Annotated in this window: 22 protein-coding genes; 10 read left to right on the top strand and 12 right to left on the bottom strand. The window is 74.9% G+C overall.

The window, feature by feature from the left end; all coding sequences use genetic code 11:
- The first annotated feature begins 145 nt into the window (after positions 1 to 145).
- The 3 genes from ACIBR0_RS11845 (at position 146) to ACIBR0_RS11855 (ending at position 2,961) form a co-directional block, all read left to right on the top strand.
- The gene (locus ACIBR0_RS11845; protein WP_396714680.1) at positions 146 to 427 is read left to right on the top strand and encodes a hypothetical protein; all 282 of its coding nucleotides are present in this window, start codon (positions 146 to 148) and stop codon (positions 425 to 427) included.
- A gap of 63 nt (positions 428 to 490) precedes the next feature.
- The gene (locus tag ACIBR0_RS11850) at positions 491 to 1,876 is read left to right on the top strand and encodes an FAD-binding oxidoreductase (protein ID WP_396714682.1); all 1,386 of its coding nucleotides are present in this window, start codon (positions 491 to 493) and stop codon (positions 1,874 to 1,876) included.
- Positions 1,873 to 2,961 (top strand): (Fe-S)-binding protein, encoded by a 1,089-nt coding sequence (locus ACIBR0_RS11855; RefSeq protein WP_396714684.1) that lies wholly within the window; start codon positions 1,873 to 1,875, stop codon positions 2,959 to 2,961. The genes ACIBR0_RS11850 and ACIBR0_RS11855 overlap by 4 nt, the downstream gene beginning before the upstream one ends.
- Positions 2,962 to 3,063: 102 nt before the next feature.
- On the opposite strand, the gene ACIBR0_RS11860 is transcribed toward ACIBR0_RS11855, so the two are convergent.
- Both ACIBR0_RS11860 and ACIBR0_RS11865 read right to left on the bottom strand, forming a co-directional pair.
- On the bottom strand, positions 3,064 to 3,459 hold the full coding sequence (locus tag ACIBR0_RS11860; RefSeq protein ID WP_396714686.1) for an STAS domain-containing protein: 396 nt from the start codon (positions 3,457 to 3,459) through the stop codon (positions 3,064 to 3,066).
- A gap of 246 nt (positions 3,460 to 3,705) precedes the next feature.
- A complete protein-coding gene (locus tag ACIBR0_RS11865) occupies positions 3,706 to 4,284 on the bottom strand; it encodes a TOPRIM nucleotidyl transferase/hydrolase domain-containing protein (RefSeq protein ID WP_396714688.1) in 579 nt (192 codons plus the stop codon).
- 309 nt (positions 4,285 to 4,593) lie between these two features.
- On the opposite strand from ACIBR0_RS11865, the gene ACIBR0_RS11870 reads away from it, so the two are divergent.
- Both ACIBR0_RS11870 and ACIBR0_RS11875 read left to right on the top strand, forming a co-directional pair.
- The gene (locus ACIBR0_RS11870; protein WP_396714690.1) at positions 4,594 to 4,896 is read left to right on the top strand and encodes a hypothetical protein; all 303 of its coding nucleotides are present in this window, start codon (positions 4,594 to 4,596) and stop codon (positions 4,894 to 4,896) included.
- Positions 4,897 to 5,093: 197 nt separating this feature from the next.
- Positions 5,094 to 5,507 carry a type II toxin-antitoxin system Phd/YefM family antitoxin gene (locus ACIBR0_RS11875; RefSeq protein ID WP_396714692.1) on the top strand — a complete coding sequence of 138 codons (414 nt, stop codon included), beginning with the start codon at positions 5,094 to 5,096 and terminating at the stop codon, positions 5,505 to 5,507.
- Positions 5,508 to 5,523: 16 nt separating this feature from the next.
- Here ACIBR0_RS11875 and ACIBR0_RS11880 read toward each other — a convergent pair whose 3' ends face one another.
- Genes ACIBR0_RS11880 through ACIBR0_RS11895 form a run of 4 tightly spaced genes read right to left on the bottom strand, consistent with a single transcriptional unit; the run spans position 5,524 to position 8,613 of the window.
- A complete protein-coding gene (locus ACIBR0_RS11880; RefSeq protein ID WP_396714694.1) occupies positions 5,524 to 6,588 on the bottom strand; it encodes an ABC transporter ATP-binding protein in 1,065 nt (354 codons plus the stop codon).
- Positions 6,585 to 7,421, bottom strand: coding sequence for an ABC transporter permease (locus tag ACIBR0_RS11885; protein ID WP_396714695.1), 837 nt, complete (start codon positions 7,419 to 7,421; stop codon positions 6,585 to 6,587). The genes ACIBR0_RS11880 and ACIBR0_RS11885 overlap by 4 nt, the downstream gene beginning before the upstream one ends.
- The gene (gene modA, locus ACIBR0_RS11890; RefSeq protein WP_396714913.1) at positions 7,418 to 8,185 is read right to left on the bottom strand and encodes a molybdate ABC transporter substrate-binding protein; all 768 of its coding nucleotides are present in this window, start codon (positions 8,183 to 8,185) and stop codon (positions 7,418 to 7,420) included. Before modA ends, ACIBR0_RS11885 begins: the two co-directional genes overlap by 4 nt.
- A gap of 2 nt (positions 8,186 to 8,187) precedes the next feature.
- Positions 8,188 to 8,613 (bottom strand): molybdopterin-binding protein, encoded by a 426-nt coding sequence (locus ACIBR0_RS11895; protein WP_396714697.1) that lies wholly within the window; start codon positions 8,611 to 8,613, stop codon positions 8,188 to 8,190.
- 193 nt (positions 8,614 to 8,806) lie between these two features.
- On the opposite strand from ACIBR0_RS11895, the gene ACIBR0_RS11900 reads away from it, so the two are divergent.
- The 3 genes from ACIBR0_RS11900 (at position 8,807) to ACIBR0_RS11910 (ending at position 11,467) form a co-directional block, all read left to right on the top strand.
- Complete coding sequence (locus ACIBR0_RS11900) at positions 8,807 to 9,937, top strand: transporter substrate-binding domain-containing protein (RefSeq protein WP_396714699.1); 1,131 nt, start codon at positions 8,807 to 8,809, stop codon at positions 9,935 to 9,937.
- A complete protein-coding gene (locus ACIBR0_RS11905) occupies positions 9,829 to 10,926 on the top strand; it encodes a hypothetical protein (protein WP_396714701.1) in 1,098 nt (365 codons plus the stop codon). The genes ACIBR0_RS11900 and ACIBR0_RS11905 overlap by 109 nt, the downstream gene beginning before the upstream one ends.
- A 136-nt stretch (positions 10,927 to 11,062) precedes the next feature.
- A complete protein-coding gene (locus ACIBR0_RS11910; protein ID WP_396714703.1) occupies positions 11,063 to 11,467 on the top strand; it encodes a Fur family transcriptional regulator in 405 nt (134 codons plus the stop codon).
- A gap of 104 nt (positions 11,468 to 11,571) precedes the next feature.
- On the opposite strand, the gene ACIBR0_RS11915 is transcribed toward ACIBR0_RS11910, so the two are convergent.
- From ACIBR0_RS11915 to ACIBR0_RS11925, 3 genes are all read right to left on the bottom strand, one after another.
- Positions 11,572 to 11,964: an SCO5389 family protein gene (locus ACIBR0_RS11915; RefSeq protein WP_396714705.1), complete on the bottom strand. Its 393-nt coding sequence runs from the start codon at positions 11,962 to 11,964 to the stop codon at positions 11,572 to 11,574.
- Positions 11,965 to 12,092: 128 nt separating this feature from the next.
- Positions 12,093 to 12,584: an SsrA-binding protein SmpB gene (gene smpB / locus ACIBR0_RS11920; RefSeq protein WP_396714707.1), complete on the bottom strand. Its 492-nt coding sequence runs from the start codon at positions 12,582 to 12,584 to the stop codon at positions 12,093 to 12,095.
- A 23-nt stretch (positions 12,585 to 12,607) separates the two neighbouring features.
- The gene (locus ACIBR0_RS11925; RefSeq protein ID WP_396714709.1) at positions 12,608 to 14,833 is read right to left on the bottom strand and encodes a hypothetical protein; all 2,226 of its coding nucleotides are present in this window, start codon (positions 14,831 to 14,833) and stop codon (positions 12,608 to 12,610) included.
- 110 nt (positions 14,834 to 14,943) lie between these two features.
- On the opposite strand from ACIBR0_RS11925, the gene ACIBR0_RS11930 reads away from it, so the two are divergent.
- Both ACIBR0_RS11930 and ACIBR0_RS11935 read left to right on the top strand, forming a co-directional pair.
- The gene (locus tag ACIBR0_RS11930) at positions 14,944 to 15,204 is read left to right on the top strand and encodes an ATP-binding protein (RefSeq protein ID WP_396714711.1); all 261 of its coding nucleotides are present in this window, start codon (positions 14,944 to 14,946) and stop codon (positions 15,202 to 15,204) included.
- A 93-nt stretch (positions 15,205 to 15,297) separates the two neighbouring features.
- Entirely contained in the window at positions 15,298 to 15,822 is a 525-nt protein-coding gene (locus tag ACIBR0_RS11935) for an RNA 2'-phosphotransferase (protein ID WP_396714915.1), read from the top strand.
- Positions 15,823 to 15,824: 2 nt separating this feature from the next.
- Here the strand turns inward: ACIBR0_RS11935 and ACIBR0_RS11940 are convergent, their stop codons facing one another.
- From ACIBR0_RS11940 to ACIBR0_RS11950, 3 genes are all read right to left on the bottom strand, one after another.
- Positions 15,825 to 16,337: an NUDIX domain-containing protein gene (locus tag ACIBR0_RS11940; protein WP_396714713.1), complete on the bottom strand. Its 513-nt coding sequence runs from the start codon at positions 16,335 to 16,337 to the stop codon at positions 15,825 to 15,827.
- A 79-nt stretch (positions 16,338 to 16,416) separates the two neighbouring features.
- Complete coding sequence (locus ACIBR0_RS11945) at positions 16,417 to 17,058, bottom strand: SRPBCC family protein (protein ID WP_396714715.1); 642 nt, start codon at positions 17,056 to 17,058, stop codon at positions 16,417 to 16,419.
- On the bottom strand, positions 17,055 to 17,426 hold the full coding sequence (locus tag ACIBR0_RS11950; RefSeq protein WP_396714717.1) for an ArsR/SmtB family transcription factor: 372 nt from the start codon (positions 17,424 to 17,426) through the stop codon (positions 17,055 to 17,057). The genes ACIBR0_RS11945 and ACIBR0_RS11950 overlap by 4 nt, the downstream gene beginning before the upstream one ends.
- Positions 17,427 to 17,437 lie beyond the last annotated feature (11 nt).

Here is a 17,437-nt window from a genome sequence, read left to right on the forward strand (position 1 = left end):
CAGGCGGGGTGGAAAGCGCTTTCTCGCCGGCCGCCCCAACCTAGCGACACGCACTCGCCGTCGTCAATAGGTTCGGGTAAGCGTTTTCCTGTATGGACGGGGACGGCACGGGCGGCGCCCCGCCGAGGTGCGCGAGGATGGCCCGGTGACCGACCGGCGGGTGCGCATCGAGGGCCTCGGCGCCTGGCTGACCAAGGGCAACGCGGACCGCGTCGACCTTGCGGGCCGCTTCGCGCGCGACCCGCGGATCGACTCCTGGTGCGACCACCGCCCTGATCGACAGCACCATGACGTCGATCAGCGGGTACGGCGTCACCGACAACACCGCCAACGCTGGTCGGTCAGCGGCAGCACCTACACGTTCACCGGCGTGCCGCTCTACGATTCGCCGGTGCTGATCGCCGACCGTTCGGTCGTCGGTCTGTAGACCCGCTCACGGCCCCCGCCCGGTCCGCCGGGCGGGGGCGCACCACCTGGGGAGGCAACGCCCGTGGCACTGTCGGCAACCCTGCTCGCCGAGCTGCGCGGCATCGTGGGCACCACCCACGTGCACGACGCCGCCGGCGACCTCGTCGCGTACGCCCGGGACGCGACCCCGCTGTTCCGGCACGAGCCGGACGCGGTGGTCTTCCCGGCCGACACCGCCGAGGTGGCCGCGGTGCTGGCCCTCGCGACCCGCCACGGGGTGCCGGTGGTGCCGCGCGGCGCCGGCTCCAACCTGTGCGCGGCCACCGTGCCGCTGCGCGGCGGGATCGTGCTGGTGCTGACCCGGCTCAACCGCATCCTCGAGATCGCCCCGGACGAGCTGCTCGCCGTGACGCAGCCGGGGGTGACCAGCGCCGCCCTCGGCGAGGCCGCCGCCGCGCGGGGGCTGCTCTGGGCCCCCGATCCGGGCAGCCGCACGGTGGCCACCGTCGGCGGCACCGTCGCCACCTGCGCGGGCGGGCTGCGCGGCCTGAAGTACGGGGTCACCCGCAACTACGTCCTCGGCCTGGAGGCGGTCCTGCCCACCGGCGAGGTGATCCGCACCGGCGGTCGACTGTGGAAGGACGTCGCCGGGTACGACCTGACCCGGCTGCTCACCGGGTCCGAGGGCACCCTCGCGGTGCTCACCGAGGCGACGGTGGCCCTGCTGCCGGCCCCGGCGTCGAGCAACACCGGGGTCGCGTACTTCCCGACCCTGGCCGACGCGGGGCGGGCCGTCGCCGCGGTGATCCGGGCCGGGGTGGTGCCCGCCACCCTGGAGTTCCTCGACCGGGCCTGCATCGCCGCGGTGGAGGACTTCGCCCACCTCGGGCTGCGCGTCGACGCCGGGGCGCTGCTGCTCTTCGGCGACGACGGGCCACCGGAGGCGGTGGCGACGAACCTGGAGCGCATCGGCGCGGCCTGCGTCGACGCGGGCGCCATGGAGGTCACCATGGCCCGCGAGGTCGCCCAGGCCGAGGCGCTGCTGGCCGCCCGCCGCTGCGCGTTGCCCGCGCTGTCCCGCCGGGGCGGGGTCACCATCCTGGAGGACGCGACCGTGCCGCGGCCCCGGATCGCCGAGATGGTCGACCGGATCGACGCCGCCGCCGCGCGGCACGACGTCGCCATCGCGACCTTCGGCCACGCCGGTGACGGCAACCTGCACCCCACGTGCGTCCTGGACTCCGCCGACGACCACGACGGCGTACGCCGGGCCGAGGCCGCCTTCGCCGACATCTTCGCCGCCGCCCTCGACCTCGGCGGCACCATCACCGGCGAACACGGGGTTGGTGCGGCGAAGCTGCCGTTCCTGACCGACCGCCTCGGCGCGGAGCAGATGGCGCTGCTGCGCCGGATCAAGACCGCCTTCGACCCGGCGGGCATCCTCAACCCCGGAAAGCTGGGATCGTGACCGGCGACGTCTTCCACCCCGAGCAGCTGTCCCGCTGCATCTCCTGCGGTTTCTGCCTGCCGGCCTGCCCGACGTACGCGATGACCGGTGACGAGGCGTCCTCCCCGCGCGGACGGATCACGCTGATGCGGGCGCTGCAGGACGGCACCCTGCCGCCGGACGATCCCACCCTCGCCGAACAGTCCTCGTTCTGCCTCGGCTGCCGCGCCTGTGAGCCGGTGTGCCCGGCCGGCGTCGAGTACGGCAGCCTGCTGGAGCAGTGGCGGGTCCACCAGTGGCGGGGCCGTCGTCGCCCGCTGCTGGCGCGCGCGCTCATGCTCGTCGCCGAACAGCGGTGGCTGCTGCGCCTGCTCGGACTGGTCCGCCGCGCCGCCCGGGGCGGCCCCTCGCCGGTGGCGGTCGGCGGCCGGCCGGACGCGCCCCACCACCTCATGCTCGGCTGCTTCGAGCGCGGGCTGTTCCCCGGCGTCAGCCGCGCCGCGCGGGCCCTCGGCCCGGAGCTCGCCACGCCCGCCGCGCAGGGGTGCTGCGGTGCGCTGCACGCCCACAACGGTGACCTGGCCGGCGGGGAGGAGCTGGCGCGGAGGCTCGGAGAGGACCTGCCCGGCACGATCGTCACCACGTCCGGCGGCTGCGCCGCCCATCTGGCCAGCGTGCTCGGCCGCGACCGGGTGCGCGAGCTGTCGCAGTGGCTGGCCGACCGGGCGCCCACCGGCGAGGTCCTCGTCGACGGCCGGCGGGCCCGGGTCACCCTCCAGGACTCCTGTCACCTGCGCAACGGCCTCGGCGTGCACGCGCAGCCGCGCGCGCTGCTGCGCCGGGTCGCCGACCACGTCGAGCTGCCCTCGGCCGCGACCTGCTGCGGCGCCGCCGGGACGTACGCGCTGCTGCGGCCGGCCGACTCCCGGACGATCCTCGACGCGAAGCTCGACGAGATCGAGGCGGCCGGTGTCGACTACGTCGTGGCGGTCAACCCCGGCTGCCTGCGACAGCTCCAGACCGGCCTGCGTCGGCGGCGCTCCGCCGTCCGGGCCGTGCACCTGGCCGAGCTCCTCGCCCGGGTGACACCACCGCCGTCGCGATAGGAGGCCCCGATGCGTGTCCGGGCCGCCCCGGGCCTGCCCCAGCCGCGGCCTGCGGCGGCGGCGCTCCGCCGTCCGGGCCGTCCACCTGGCCGAAACTCCTGATCACCACCGCGCGTCACCGGGACCGGTCGGTAGGCCGGTCCTGGTGAGCGCGAGCAGTCGGCGTACGCAGGGCGCCGGCTCGTCCAGGTGGAGACTGCCGCCGGCCGCCTCGACCGCCGCGCGGGCGCGCAGCAGGGCGGTGATGCCCGACGCGCTGAAGAACGTCACCTCGGACAGGTCGAGCCGGATCGGACCGCCGTGCCCGTCGCAGGACCGTTGTACCGCCTCGACCAGGAGGTGGGCGCTGCTCAGGTCGATCTCACCGGTGACGCGGACGACCGTGCCCGCCCGGTCGGCGGCGCAGCGGACGGCGGCGATCGGCCCCGGACCGTCCGCCTGGTGGTCGGGTGTGTCCGGCGGGTCGGTCAGCTGTGGCGGCAGGTGGGGGATCAACATGGCTCTTCCCGGTGTGGGGAGGTGGGGAAGTGGCGTGGCCGTGCCACACCCGGGCGCATGTCTTGACCCGGTTCGCACCTTACCCGCGCCGGCCCGGCCGTGCACCCTCCCACGACGGCGCGGGCGGAGGTCCCCCGCCCCGGGATGCGGGCGCAATCGACGGACGCGGGGAGGGCGTGGCCGGTAGGTTGGGTGGTTGCAGCCGGTCTCCGGACGGGGGCGCCGGGCCCGGCCCCGGCGCGCGGGTCAGAGGTGGTCCAGCACCGCGCGCAGCGACCGCGGGGCCAGGTCCGGGTCGAGCGCGGTGACGAGCAGCCGGGCGTACGCGGCCTTGCGGCCGGACCGGGTGCCGAGGAACCGGCGCAACTGTGCCTCGACCGCCCGCCCCTGCTGCGCCGGCTGCCGCTGGAACAGCGCGAAGGAGGCGAGGTCGCCGGCCTCGGTGACCACCCGCCGGACGCCGTCGACGCCGTTGGCGCGGATCAGTTCGTCCTCGAGGTCGGCGACACAGGCGTGGAAGCCCAGCGCGGCCAGCTCCGGCCGGGTCAGGCCACGGCCCAGCCCCGCCCGCTCCAGACCACGCCGGAAGAAGCCCTCCTCGGCGTCGTCGTACAGACCGGCCACCCGCAGGCCCCGGCCGTTCGGCCCGAGCAGGTCGAGGAAGTGGCCGATGTTGGTGGCGCCGCCCATCGCCACCACCCGTACGCCCTCGCCGGCCAGGTCGCGGCCGACACCCGTGGCGAGGGTCTCCACGGCGACCCGGTCGCTCGTCCCCTCGACGAGCACCACCGCCCGCGTTCCGGCGGGGACGGGTTCCACGTGCACGGCGACCTCCCCAGTCGACCGCCATGATGGGCCGCGACGCCCGACGGCGCACCCGCATTACCGACGACGACCAGCCCCGTTCGGTGCCGCTGCGCCAAGCGCGCACCCGGTCTCGGCGGCCGCTGCCGGGTCCGGTTCTGGGCGTCGGTGCCCTTGCGGTTATACAGTTGGATGAGCGCGCGGTTGGCCGGCCCGCTGGACGTGACACCCCCGCACCTGCCCAGGGACATGTGCTTCCAGCCTTCAGCCCCATTCGTCGCCACGTCGCATAGTTCGAGGTAGTCCGCCCTCTTCGTAAGGAATGCCACTGTGCCCGCTGACAGCCTTTCGACCGCGCGTCCCGGTGTGAGTGATTTGACGGAAATGACCCACGAGGCGATGGTGGCGCGCTGGCAGCAGGGCCTCGTCACGCCGATGTCCTCGACGATCGACACTTTCGCCAAGACCGACGGCAGTTGGTGGACCGCCAGTCAGGGCGCGTGGCAGCGGGTTCCGCAGGCTGAGCGCAATGAACGGCTTGACTACCACCACGACCGCTTCGAGTCGACCTGCCAGGCGAAGGGTCCGGTCGGGTCGAATTCACCGTGGGGTGTCGTCGGCCAGAGCGCGTAACCGGGCACGGTTCGGCGGCCGCCCTTCGAACCCTTCCTGGGTCGGGTCGGGTGTCGCCGCCGCACGGCCGCGGACGGTCCGGCACCATCCTCGGTGCCGGGCGGGCGGCCTGACCGGCGGCCGGACGGGACCGGGCCCGCCCACGCCTGAGGACGGGGCGGACGGAAACTGTCATACCCCGGCGGCACCATCCATCCATGGCTGTCCCCGCCCTCACCCCGCACGCCGACCAGCCCCGCTCGGTGCCCCTGCGCGAGGCGCGCACCCGGCTCACCCAGCTCGTGGCGTTGGCCGAGCTGACCGACACGGTCACCGTCGTCACCCGCGACGGCGACCCCCGGCCGGTCGCCGCGATCGTCCCGGCCGCCGCCGCGCGCACCACGGCACAGGCCGGCGCCGACGCCGACCGTCTCGCGACGGTCACCGCCGGCTGGGCCCGTCGCCTGGAGGAGGCGCATCGGCAGAGCGCCCGCCGGCACTCCGCCGAGCTGCGCGCGGTCACCGCCGCCCTGGCCGAGGCGTGGGCCGAGCTGGACCGCCGCGTGACGCCGGGCAGCGACCCGTCCCTGGCCCGGCTGCGCGCCGCCCACGCCGACCTGCTGGCCGGCTGATCTCGCCGGTGCCGGATCAGGTCGCCGGGTAGGCGTGGGTCTCCGCCGCCTTGACCGCGGCCCACACCGCCTGACCCGGCGCCAGGCGCAGTTGCGCGACGGCGGCCGGGGTCACGTCGGCGGCCACCCCGATCGGTCCGTCGAGCTGCACCCGCAGGTTGTCGCCGTGGCGTTGCACCCCGACGACGGTCGCGGGCCAGGTGTTGCGGGGGCTGCCGTCGGGGCGGCTCGGGTACAGGGCCACGGCCGCCGGTCGGAAGGCCACGAAGGCGTCCCCGTCGAGCCGCTCGGCGACGGCGAGGACGAGCCCGTCACCGACCCGGACGGTGTGCCCGTCGGCGTGTCCCCGGTGCAGGTTGAGCCCGACCAGCCGGGCGACGTAGTCGGTGCGCGGCCGGGCGGTGACGGTGGCCGCGTCGCCCTCCTGCACCACCCGGCCGCCCTCGACGATCACCAGCCGGTCGGCGAGCACGAGGGCGTCCAGCGGGTCGTGGGTGACCAGCACGGTGGCGCCGGCGTGGGCGCCGAGGTGCCGTTGCAGCTCGGCGCGGGTGTCCAGCCGGGTCCGGGCGTCGAGGGCGGCGAGGGGCTCGTCGAGCAGCAGCAGCGCCGGGGCGACGGCGAGGGCGCGGGCCAGGGCGACGCGCTGTGCCTGCCCGCCGGAGAGCTGGCGGGGCCGGCGGGCGGCGTACGCGGTCAGGCCGACCCGGGTGAGCCACTCGTCGGCGACGCGCCGCGCGGTCCGTCGGTCGGCGCCGTGCCGGCGTGGTCCGAACGCCACGTTGTCCCGTGCGGTCAGGTGCGGGAAGAGCAGGTAGTCCTGGAAGACCACGCCGATCGGCCGGCGTTCGGTCGGTGTCCACGCCCGCCGGTCCGGTCGGTCCAGGTCGGTGCCGTCGAGGGTCACGTGCCCGGCGCTCAGTGGCTGCAACCCGGCGAGCGCCCGCAACGCCGTGGTCTTGCCGGCGCCGTTGGGCCCGAGCAGCGCCACGACCTCCCCGGCGGCGACGGTCAGCGGCACGTCCAGCCGGAACGCGCCGCGCTCCACGACGATCCGGGCGTCCAGCAGGGGCGCGCTCACGGGCTGGTGATCCAGCGGTCGCGCAGGGCGGCGAGGATGACGACCGAGACGGTGAGCAGGATCAGGCTGAGCACCACGGCGGCCTCCAGGTCCGTCTCCAGTGCCAGGTAGACGGCGAGCGGCATGGTCTGGGTGCGGCCGGGGTAGTTGCCGGCGAAGGTGATGGTGGCACCGAACTCGCCGAGCGCGCGGGCCCAGCACAGCACCGCGCCGGCGGCCAGCCCCGGCGCGACCAGCGGCAGCGTCACGTGGGTGAAGGTGGTCCACCGGCCGGCGCCGAGGGTCGCCGCGGCCTCCTCGTAGCGCTGGTCGGCGCCGCGCAGCGCCCCCTCCACCGCGATGACGAGGAACGGCATCGCCACGAACGCCTCGGCCAGCACCACCCCGGCGGTGGTGAAGGGCAGGGTCACGCCGAACGTCGCGTCGAGCCAGCCGCCGAGCAGGCCCCGGCGGCCGAAGACCAGCAGCAGCGCCACACCGCCGACCACCGGTGGCAGGACCAGCGGCACGGTGACCAGGGCGCGCACCACGCGCCGGCCGGGGAACTCGACGCGGGCCAGCAGCCAGGCCAGCGGTACGCCGAGCAGCAGGCAGAACAGGGTGGCCAGGGTGGCGGTCAGCAGCGACAGCCGCAGCGCGGTGAGCACTCCCGGCTCGGCCAGCCGCTGGGGCAGCGTGGTCCACGGGGTGCGGGCGAGCAGCCCGGCCAGCGGCAGCACGAGGAAGACCAGGCCGAGTGCGGCCGGTACGAGCAGTGCGGCCGGCACCCGGCCGGGCCGCCGGCGCGGGCCGCGCGACCTGGCCCGTGCCGGTCCGGTGTCGGTCGGGGTCACGGTGCCTGGAAGCCCGCCTCGGCGAGCACCGCCCGCGCCGGCTCCGACCGGACGTACGCGACGAAGGCCCGGCCGCCGGCGGCGTTGGGCGCGTCGGCGAGGACCACGACGGGGTAGTCGTTCACCGCGCCGGCGGACTCGGGGAACTCCACGGCGGTCACGTCGGACGCGGTGGCCCGCGCGTCGGTGCGGTAGACCAGCGCGGCGTCCACCTCGCCGAGCGTGACCTTGGACAGCGCGCCTCTGACGTCCTGTTCGAGGGTGACCGGGGTGAGCGTGACCGAGGCGGCGTCGAGGGCGGTCCGCGCCGCCGCGCCGCACGGCACCTGCTCCGCGCAGAGCGCGACCTTCAGTCCGGGTCGGGCGAGGTCGGTCAGCCCGCGTACGCCCCGGGGGTTGCCCGGGGCGACCGCGACGACCAGTTGGTTGCGGGCGAAGACCACCGGCTGGCCGTCGGCGTTGCCGGCGTCGGCCACGGTGGCCATGTTCCGTGGCGCGGCGGCCGCGAAGACGTCGGCGGGCGCGCCCTGGTTGATCTGGGTGGCCAGCGCGGAGCTGCCGGCGAAGTTGAACTCGACGGTGGTGCCCGGGTTGGCGGCCTCGAAGTCCTCGCCGATCCGGGTGAACGACTCGGTGAGCGAGGCGGCGGCGAAGACGGTCACCCGGCCGCCGGCCCCGTCCGCCGGCGCCGCGCCGCCGCCGGAGCAGGACGCCAGGGCCGCGACGGCGGCGACCGCGACGAGGGACCGGACGGTACGCGTCACGTTCACGGTGCCTGTCTCCCTCTGCCGACGCCGGGCGCGGCGGCCTTCTCCACCACGACGGTGGTCGACTTGATCACGGCCACGGCCAGCGATCCGACGGTCAGGTCCAGCTCGTCGACCGCCTCGCGGCTCATCAGCGACACGATCCGGAACGGCCCGGCCTGGATGTCGACCTGCGCCATCACGGTGTCCTTGACGACGTTCACGACGATGCCGCGCAGCCGGTTGCGGGCCGACGAGGCGTCCGCCCGCTCGTCGGGGTCGGCCGAGCGGTCCCGGGCGAACGCGGCCAGGTCCACCCCGGCGATCACGCGGTGCCCGTGCTCGTCGCGGACCGCCGCGAGCCGGCCGGCGTCGACCCAGCGCCGGACGGTGTCGGCGCTGACGCCGAGCAGGTCGGCCGCGTCACCGATCCGGAACATCGCCACCCGGCCACCCTAGCCGCCCGCACCTGCGAGCGGAAAGGGGCCTATCCGCCGCTGTTGCGAGCCGTGAACGCCATGTTCCTCGCACGTGCGGGAAGTGTCGGCGCCGACCCGCCGAGCCGTTCACGGGATGTCGTGCCGGCGCGGCCATACAGCACAATGGACGCTTCGCGGGGCCGGTGACGGGGAGGTTCGAGTGGGCCAGGCACGGGGAGCCGACGACGTCGTACCGGAGCCGGAGCCGGCCGCGGCCGACGACGGCGGATCACGGCGGCGGCAGGTGCGCCTCGCGGCGCTGGTGGTCCTGCTCGTGATCATCGTGGTGGCCGTCGTCCGGGTCGTCGTCGCCAGCGGCCCGCCGACGCGGGAGGAACTGCGCGAACGGGCGGGGCTGGCCAACCGGGACAAGCTGCTCATCGGCGTGAAGGACGACCAGCCGGGGGTGTCGCAGAAGCTGGCGAACGGCACCTTCGAGGGCTTCGACATCGAGATCGCGTACATGATCGCGGAGGACCTGGGCTTCGACGCGCCGGAGGTCACGCTGCTGGCCATCGAGAGCGAGGACCGGGCCCGGCGGCAGGCGCGGAACACCGACGGCAGCTACGTCACCGTCGACCTGGTGATCGCCTCCTACAGCGTCACCGAACAGCGTCGCCGGGACGGGGTGGTCTTCTCCTTTCCCTACCTGGAGACCGAGCAGTCGGTGGTGACGTTGCGGTCCGACACCCGGCCGGTGGCGAGCCTGCGCGACCTCGCCCAGCGCAAGGTCTGCACGTTGGGCACCTCCACGTCCGAGCAGCGCCTGCGGGAGGCGGGCGCCAGCCCGATCGGGCGCAACCGGATCAGCGACTGCGTCCAGGCGCTCTACGACGGGGTGGTGGACGCGGTCACCACCGACGCGGCGATCCTCGCCGGTTTCGTCGGTCCCCGCCCGCCGGGGGAGTTGCCACCCGCGGTGACGTTGCAGCGGCGCAAGGACCTCCAGCACTGGGACATCGGCGCGGAGGCCGCGGAGCGGTGGGGCGTCAACACCGGCCCCAACCCGGCCATGCGGGACCTGGTGAACCTGTCGCTCACCGAGTCCGCGTTCGGGCCGGACGGCGACCGGTGGAAGCGGGCGTTCGACCGGTACCTGGGCTCGGAGCAGCAGTACAGCGAGCGCCAGCAGGTGGCGGTCGCCCGCCAGCCGGAACCCGAGACGAAGGTGGAGGTGCGGCAGTGGCCGTGGGAGAGGTGGGCGCTGCCGTCTCCGAACCGGCCGGCGACGGGCGTCCGGACCGCCGCCCGGGCACCCGGCCGGCGCAGCAGGCGCAGCAGTGGCTGCTGACCCTGCTGCCGGCCTTCCCGGTGCTGCTGCTGGTGCTGCGGTTGTGGCGGCTCAGTCGGCAGGACATGCCGACGATGCTGCTGCTCGTGCAGTACGTCAGCCCGCTGGGGCTGCTCAGCGCCCTGCTGATCGCCCTGGTCTGGGCGTTCCCGCTGGTCGTGCTGGTGCTCGGGCTGCTCGGCCGCCTGCTCCAGGTCAGCGCGCCGGAGCGGTTCGACACCGAGCGGTCGCTGCTCGCGTACGGCACCACCCGTACGCCCGGGTGGGTGCTGGTCGCGGCCGTCGGCCTGGCGGCGCTCACCTGGCAGCTGCGGTTCCTGCCGCTGCTGGTGATGCTCGCCCTCGCGCTGCTGGCGCTGCGCACCCGGCACCGCCACCCGGACCGGCCGCTCCGGCTGCTGGTCACCGGGCTGCTGGTGCCGGTGGCCGTGGCCGCCGGGGCGTACGCCTGGCTTGCCCCGGCGGCGGTGTCCGCGCTCCGGCTCGGTGAGCCCGCCACCGCCCTGCTGCTGCTCGTGCCGCCGGCCGGTGTGGCGGTGCTCACCGGCCCGCTGCCCCGCCGGATCGCCCCGGGGCTGACCCGCGCCCTGGCGTACGCGGTGGCCGGCGTGGTCCCGGTGGTGATGGGCGTGGTCTTCCTGCGGGTACCGCTGCTGCCCGCGGTGGCGGTGGAGGTGGGGCCGGAGGCGGGGCCCGTCCGCGAGGTGGTCCGCGGCCAGGCGGTCACCGTCACGGACCGGATGACCATCGTCCTGGACCGGCGGGGAGAGGTCCGGTTCCTCCCCAACGACCAGGTGCGGGGTCAACTGCTCTGCCCCGACCCGGGGCGGATACCGATCAGTCGCGTCGACGTCTACGGCTGGCACGTCGAGGACACCGCACTGGACTGGATGATGCCCCGGCAGCCGGTCGGCGAGCCGGATCCGCGCTGCGTCGGCCGGGTGCCGTTGAACGGCCCGCCCCCGGCGCGTCCGCCGCTGCCCCGGTGACCCCAGGGCGCGGATCACCCCCGGACAGGCCGACCGGCCGTCGCGGCACGGCGCGCGCATAATGGGTCCAGCCGGCCGGGGTGCCGGCGACCCGGCCGCCGACCGCGGCCCGGGCAGGGGAGATGGCGAGGGTACGGTGACGCAGGCGATCCCGAACGTGGCCCGGAACACCCGGCAGCGCACCGAGGTGCTGGCCCTGCTCCGTGAGGTCGAGGGCTTCCACACCGCGCAGCAGCTGCACCGGATGCTCTGCGACCGGGACGCCCGGGTCGGCCTGACCACCGTCTACCGCACCCTCCAGCTGCTGGTCGACGCCGGTGAGATCGACTCCACCCGGCTTCCCGGCGGCGAGCAGCTCTTCCGGCGGTGCAGCCAGAGCCGGCACCACCACCACCTGGTCTGCCGCTCCTGCGGGCGGACCGTCGAGGTGGCCGGGCCGGCGGTCGAGCGCTGGGCCGAGCAGGTGGCGGCCGAGCACGGCTTCACCGACGTCGGGCACACGCTGGAGATCTTCGGCACCTGCACCACCTGCGCCCGCTGACCGACCCGAACGCCGCGGGCGCCCGCGCACCGCGTCGGCGTGACCGGCGAGCAGGAACAGGTGCGCCGCACCCCCGTCCCACCCGCCGGTCGTGGGCGGCCGGATCAGCAGTTGCGCAGCTCGGGGGACTGGTTGAGCACCTGGCCGCGCGGCGAGACGAACCGCCGGTAGGTGTCGGAGTCCACCGCGGACGGCCGGAACGCCGCGACGCGGTGGCAGTTCTGGAAGGCGAGCTTCACCCCGAAGTGCCGCTCCAGGCCGGCCCGGATGGCGTCGCTGGCCAGTGCCCGCAGCAGTTGGCCGCGCTCGGCCTCGGTGGGCGGCGGGATCACGTTGTCGGCGCGCTCGCCGCCACCGGACTCCAGGTCGGCGACCACCCGGCTGACGGTCGCCCAGGCGTACGGAAGCGAGTCGCGGACGCAGGCGACGAAGTCCGCGTCGTCGATCGGGCCGCGCTCGGCGGCGTCGAGCAGGGCGGGTGGGACGGTGAGAGACATGCTCCTCCTCACGGGTTGGTAATGACTACGATTGTCATTACGGTTGCAGAGGGAGCACACCATGCGACCCGGCCCACGTCAACACGTTCCGGGCGCGTCGGGTCGACGGTGCGTGACGAGTGTCGGGCTCAACCCCGGCGGGGGTGGCCCTTGAGGTGGCGGCCCAGCTCGCGGGCGATCTCCCGCTGCGCGTCCCGCTCGGCGAGGGTCTGCCGCTTGTCGTACGCCCGCTTGCCCTTGGCCAGGGCCAGCTCCACCTTGGCCCAGCCGCCGGAGAAGTACATCGACAGCGGCACCAGGGTCACTCCGCCCTCGCGCAGCTTCTCCAGGATCCGGGCGATCTCCACCCGGTGCAGCAGGAGCTTGCGGGTGCGGCGCGGCGCGTGGTTGGTCCAGGTGCCGTAGCCGTACTCGGCGATGTGCAGGCCGTAGAGCATCAGTTCCCCGTCGCGCTCCTGCGCGAACGCGTCGACCAGGGACGCCCGCCTCTCGCGCAGCGACTTGACCTCCGTGCCGGCCAGCACGATGCCCGCCTCGTACGTCTTCAGGACGGTGTAGTCGTGCCGCGCCTTCTTGTTCGAGGCGATCAGCGTGCGGTCGGTCTGCCGGGCGGCGCTCACCCGGTGGAGGATATCCGCCCCGGTCAGCCGGCGCGGCGCAGCCGGTCAGCCAGGTCCCGCACCGCCTCGGCGAAGCGCGGGTCGAACTCTCCCGGCCAGTGCCCCAGGAGCGGCGGCGGCACGCTGTCGTGCGGCGGTACGACCACGTCCCACGGATCCCGCAGCCGCCGGTCCACCGAGCCGGCCGGCCCGGCCACCGACGACGGCTCCCCGACGCGGTGCGGGCAGAAGATCCAACTGCCGATCGGGTCGGTGTCCCGCCACAGGTTCAGCCACCGCCAGCCGATCCGGTCACCCACCTCGCGCAGCACCCCCTCACCCACGTACGCGGGGAACTGCCGCTGGTAGAGCCGGCGCAGCGGCGACCCGTACGTCAGCAGCGCCACCCGTTCGCCGACCGCCGGCGGCAGTTGCAGCACCGTCGCGGCGAGCAGCACCGACCCGTGGCTGTGCCCGGTGAGCACCACCCGGTGCCCCTGCCCGACGAGCCAGGTGATCCGCCGGCTCAGCTCCGGCACGGCCCGCTCGGCGTAGCAGGGCGGCGCGAAGGGATGCGTCCCGCGCGGCCAGAACGTACCCAGGTCCCACAGCACGCCCACGTACCGGCGGAACTCCATCGTGCGGTACGCGAACAGCCCGCCCACCAGCAGCGCGATCAGCGTCGCCGCGATGAGGTAGCTGCCCACCGTGACGCCGAAGTTCACCAGACCGGACGGCACGCCGGTCAGGCGCTCGACGACGTCACCCGGGTACACCCCGAGCAGCCCGACCGTGCTGGTCGCCATGCCCAGGCCGGCGAGGAACGCGTACACCACGCCGAGGGGCTCCAGGAGTTCGGTGAAGCTCGCCCGCGCAACGGCCTTCTCGACCTGGCGCAGCCGGGGCGCGGCGTCCGGCGGGGCGTGCGGGAAGTCCCGGGCCACGGAGGCCGCGGCGGAGCGCCGCCGGCCCGGCCGGGACAGCAGAACCGTCCCGGCACCGACCACGAGCGCGACCATCACCGCCAGGAAGAACCCGAAGATCGCCCACTTGTACGGCAGTGGCGGCGAGGTGGCCAGGCGCTCGGCGGTGGGCGCGTTGCGGTCCAGCAGGTCCGCCACGCGGTACACCACCTCGGCGGAGAACGCTATCGCCAGCCCGGTGGCGACGCTGGCGATGACCGGTGCGCCGTACCCGCGCCGGGCCCCGCCCTCGGGCTGTCTGACCCGCATGGACAGCACCACGCCCCAGAGCGTCAGCAGCAGGCACGTCTGCGTCGCGAAGAGCGCGGCGACCGTGACGGAGTACCCGGGCAGGCCCCCGCCGTCGGGCCACGGCGCCGGATCTGCCGCCACCAGGGCGACCACCAGCGCCGTCAGTGCGCACGAGGAGTCCCGCAGGGCCCGGGTGAAGCGGTCGATGCCCCGGTGGGCCCGGACCGAGTCGATCTGCGGGTGCAGGCAGACCAGGACGACGCAGGTGGCCAACCCCGCAACGGTCACCACGAGCAGCACCAGCGCGCCCGCGCCGCCGTCGCCCAGCCGGGCGACCAGCAGGACGAGATTCAGCGTGCCGAAGGCGACCGCCACGTGGATCGCCCGCAGCCGCGCGACAAGCGGCGCCCGGTCCCACCGGCCGACGACGCTCAGCTCGTGCCGGCCCTCGGTGGCAGCCGGTGGGCGGAACGTGGCGAAGGGGCCTGCCGGGCGGGCGCCGAGCCGCCAGACCACGGCCACCGCGCCGACCGGAACCAGCGACAGCACCGCCAGCCGCAGGCCGACCGGCCGCCCGCCCAGCCAGGACAGCCAGCTCCGGCCGGACAGGCAGGTGGGCATGGCCAGGCACTTCCACGCCACCAGGTCCAGCGCCACCCCGGCGACCGTCAGCACGTACAGGGCCGTCAGCGTCACCGCCAGCAGCCGGCACAGCGCCTTGAACACGAGGGCACCGGCCGTCGCGGGACGCATCCAGATCGCCACGTTGCAGAGCATGAACGGCAGGAGGAAGACCAGGGACAGGGTCCGCACGGCCGTGCCGGAGGGCAGGTCGTTCCACCGGTACGTCTCCAGCACCACCCCACCCGCCCCGGTGGCACCCGGATAGCCCGGCCGGACCCGGTAGAATCCGCCGGACCGGTCCCCGGCAACCTGCGACACGTCCGGGCGGTCCAGCACCTGTTCGGCGCCCGCGCCGGAGACCCCGTGCACCCGCAGCTCGACGACGTCGCCGGACGCGGACTCCACGTCCGGCGGTGCTGGACTTCGCGACATCGGCCCCCCGGAAACGTCCTCCCGGTGGCCGTGGGCCGGCCACCGCCGCCGCCCCACGCGGCGGGCGGTCGTCTACCCGTTCGGTCGCCGGTCAACCGCCGCTCCTGACCGTGCGCACCGCCCGCGACTCCGACCGGCTCGCGGTCGAGGTGGCCGACACCGGGCCGGGCATCCCGCCGGCGGTGCGCCCCCGCATCTTCGAACCCTTCTTCACCACCAAGCCGGTGGGCGAGGGCACCGGCCTGGGCCTGGACATCTCGTACCGGATCGTGGTGCGCAAGCACCACGGCGACATCCGCGTGGATTCCGTCCCCGGCGCGACGGTGTTCCGGGTGCTCCTTCCGCTGACCGTGGAGCCGGTCACGACCTGACCGGGCGCCGCGACCGTGGATGCCGTGCGCGCGGCAATTTGGCTCGCCGCCACGCCGCCGGCCGGTGAGAATGCCAGCGTGGAAAACCGCGCGATGGTACGGCTCAGCAAGCGCATGTCCCTGGCCCTCCGGCACGAGCCGGGTCGCTTCGGCCTCGCGCCCGACGGGGCGGGGTGGGTGCCGTTGCCGGCCTTCCTCGCCGCGCTGCGGATCGACCGGGCCGACCTCGACGCGGTCGTCGCGGACAACGACAAGCAGCGGTTCGCGGTGGAGCGCGGGCCGGACGGGGTGGACCGCATCCGCGCCAGCCAGGGCCACTCCATCCCGGTCGACCTGGGGCTGGAGCCCGTGTCGCCGCCGGCGTGGCTCTACCACGGCACCAGCGCCGATGCCCTCGACTCGATCCGCGCCACCGGCCTGCACCGGGGCGGCCGGCACCACGTCCACCTGTCCCCGGACGTGGAGACCGCCCGACGGGTGGGTGCCCGGCGTACGGGGGTGACGGTGGTGCTGACCGTGGACGCCGCCGCGATGGCCCGGGACGGCCACGTCTTCCACCGCAGCGCCAACGGCGTCTGGCTCACCGGGGCCGTACCGCCCCGCTACCTGGCCACCTGACCTCAGACGCGCTCGCGGGCGAGGAAGTCCGCCAGGACCCGGGTGTGGGTGGAGAACGCCAGCTCGACCGGCTCGGTGAGCACCAGCCACTCGGTCGCCTCCTCGGTCGGCGCCGAGGGGGGCAGGTCCTCCGCGGACCGCGCCGGCAGCTCGCCGAAGACCATCATGGTCCCGCCGGCCGGCGCGCTGTGCACCGCGAAGAGCTCCGCGTCGGCCGCGTCGGCGAGGAGTCCCGTCTCCTCCCGCAGCTCCCGGACCAGCGCGTCGCTCCACTCCTCGCCGTACTCGACGAAGCCGCCCGGCAGCGCGAGCAGCCCGCGCGCCGGTTCGATGTCCCGACGGACGACGACCACGCCCACACCGTCGGCCGTGCGGACCGGCAGCACCGCGACCGCGACGGGCAGCGGGTTGCGCCAGACCGTCTGACCGCACGTGGCGCAGACCCGCGGCCACCCGGCTCCCCCGGAGTAGGCCGCCCCGCAGAAGGAACAGTGCGAGTACGCGGAGCCCGTCATGCCGCTGCACGTTACCCGCCGCCGGGTGGTCTACCCGTCCGTGGCCTGGCGGGCCTACCCGGCAGGCCACACAGCCCGGTCAGGCCGCCGGGTCGCCCGTGTAGAAGGCGGTGGTGCGCTCGGCGGCGGCGCGGGCCGCCGCCTCGTCGGTGCCCGCGGCGACGCTCGCCTCGCGCCACGCCTCGCTGCTGCGCCTGACGTAGTCCTTCCCCTCCGGCGACGCGGTCCAGGCGGCACTCTGCTCCGGGGTCACCCCGCTGCCGTCCGCGGCGAGGTGCGAGGCCAGGCCGAGCAGCCCCAAGTCCCATCCGACGCCGACCGCGCCCGGACCGTACAGGTCCCAGAACTCCTGGGCGACGTGGGCGATGTGCTCCAGCTGGAAGCGGGTGCGGCCGTCCTCGACCGGCGTCAGCGTGACCTCGATCCAGCTCACCTCGCCGCCCATCTCCCAGGTGGCGGCGAAGCTCCTCGGCGGGTCGCAGCGCTCGACGGTGCCGCCCGCGTTGCCCTCCAGCTGGTACTTCCCGTGCAGCCGCAGGTCGCCGGAGACCGGCAGGAACCAGCGGGGGATGCGCTCGGGGTTGGTGCAGGCGTCCCAGACGTCGTCCAGGGGCGCGTCGTACGTCTGGCTGATGGTCATCACCCGGGCCTCGCCGGCCTCCAGCGTGCGCGTGCCGAGCTGGCGGCGGATGGCGTTGACCTGGCTGGTGGCGTCGATCATGGTTGGTTCCTCTCCTCGGGTGCGGCGGTCGGCGGGTCGCCCCCGCGCCGCTCACGTCGGCCTCGGGCGAGCTCGGTCGCGAGGGCCTGCAACGGGTTGGTCCAGAACTGGCGGAAATGGTCGAGCCACTCGTCCACCTCACGCAGGGGCCGGGTGTCGACGGCGTAGAGCCGCCGTGTGCCGGCCACGCGCACGGTGGCGAATCCGTTGTCCCGCAACACCTTCAGGTGCTGCGAGACGCCGGGTTGCGAGATCCCGAACTCGGCCCGGACGACGTCGACCAGCGCACCGGCGGTCATCTCCCCGTCGGCGAGCAGCTCCAGGATCCGGCGCCGCACGGGGTCGCCGAGCACATCGAAGGCGTGCACCGGACCTTTAT

The organism is Micromonospora sp. NPDC049497 (genome assembly GCF_044465805.1).
Taxonomy (GTDB): Bacteria; Actinomycetota; Actinomycetes; order Mycobacteriales; family Micromonosporaceae; genus Micromonospora.

Bases quoted from the DNA above. Each gene is read 5' to 3' on its own strand.
- ACIBR0_RS11860 (WP_396714686.1), bottom strand. From the start codon at position 3,459: ATGTTGATCCCCCACCTGCCGCCACAGCTGACCGACCCGCCGGACACA.
- ACIBR0_RS11875 (WP_396714692.1), top strand. From the start codon at position 5,094: ATGGCTGTCCCCGCCCTCACCCCGCACGCCGACCAGCCCCGCTCGGTG.
- ACIBR0_RS11915 (WP_396714705.1), bottom strand. From the start codon at position 11,964: ATGTCTCTCACCGTCCCACCCGCCCTGCTCGACGCCGCCGAGCGCGGC.
- ACIBR0_RS11925 (WP_396714709.1), bottom strand. From the start codon at position 14,833: ATGTCGCGAAGTCCAGCACCGCCGGACGTGGAGTCCGCGTCCGGCGAC.
- ACIBR0_RS11935 (WP_396714915.1), top strand. From the start codon at position 15,298: ATGGTACGGCTCAGCAAGCGCATGTCCCTGGCCCTCCGGCACGAGCCG.
- ACIBR0_RS11940 (WP_396714713.1), bottom strand. From the start codon at position 16,337: ATGACGGGCTCCGCGTACTCGCACTGTTCCTTCTGCGGGGCGGCCTAC.
- ACIBR0_RS11945 (WP_396714715.1), bottom strand. From the start codon at position 17,058: ATGATCGACGCCACCAGCCAGGTCAACGCCATCCGCCGCCAGCTCGGC.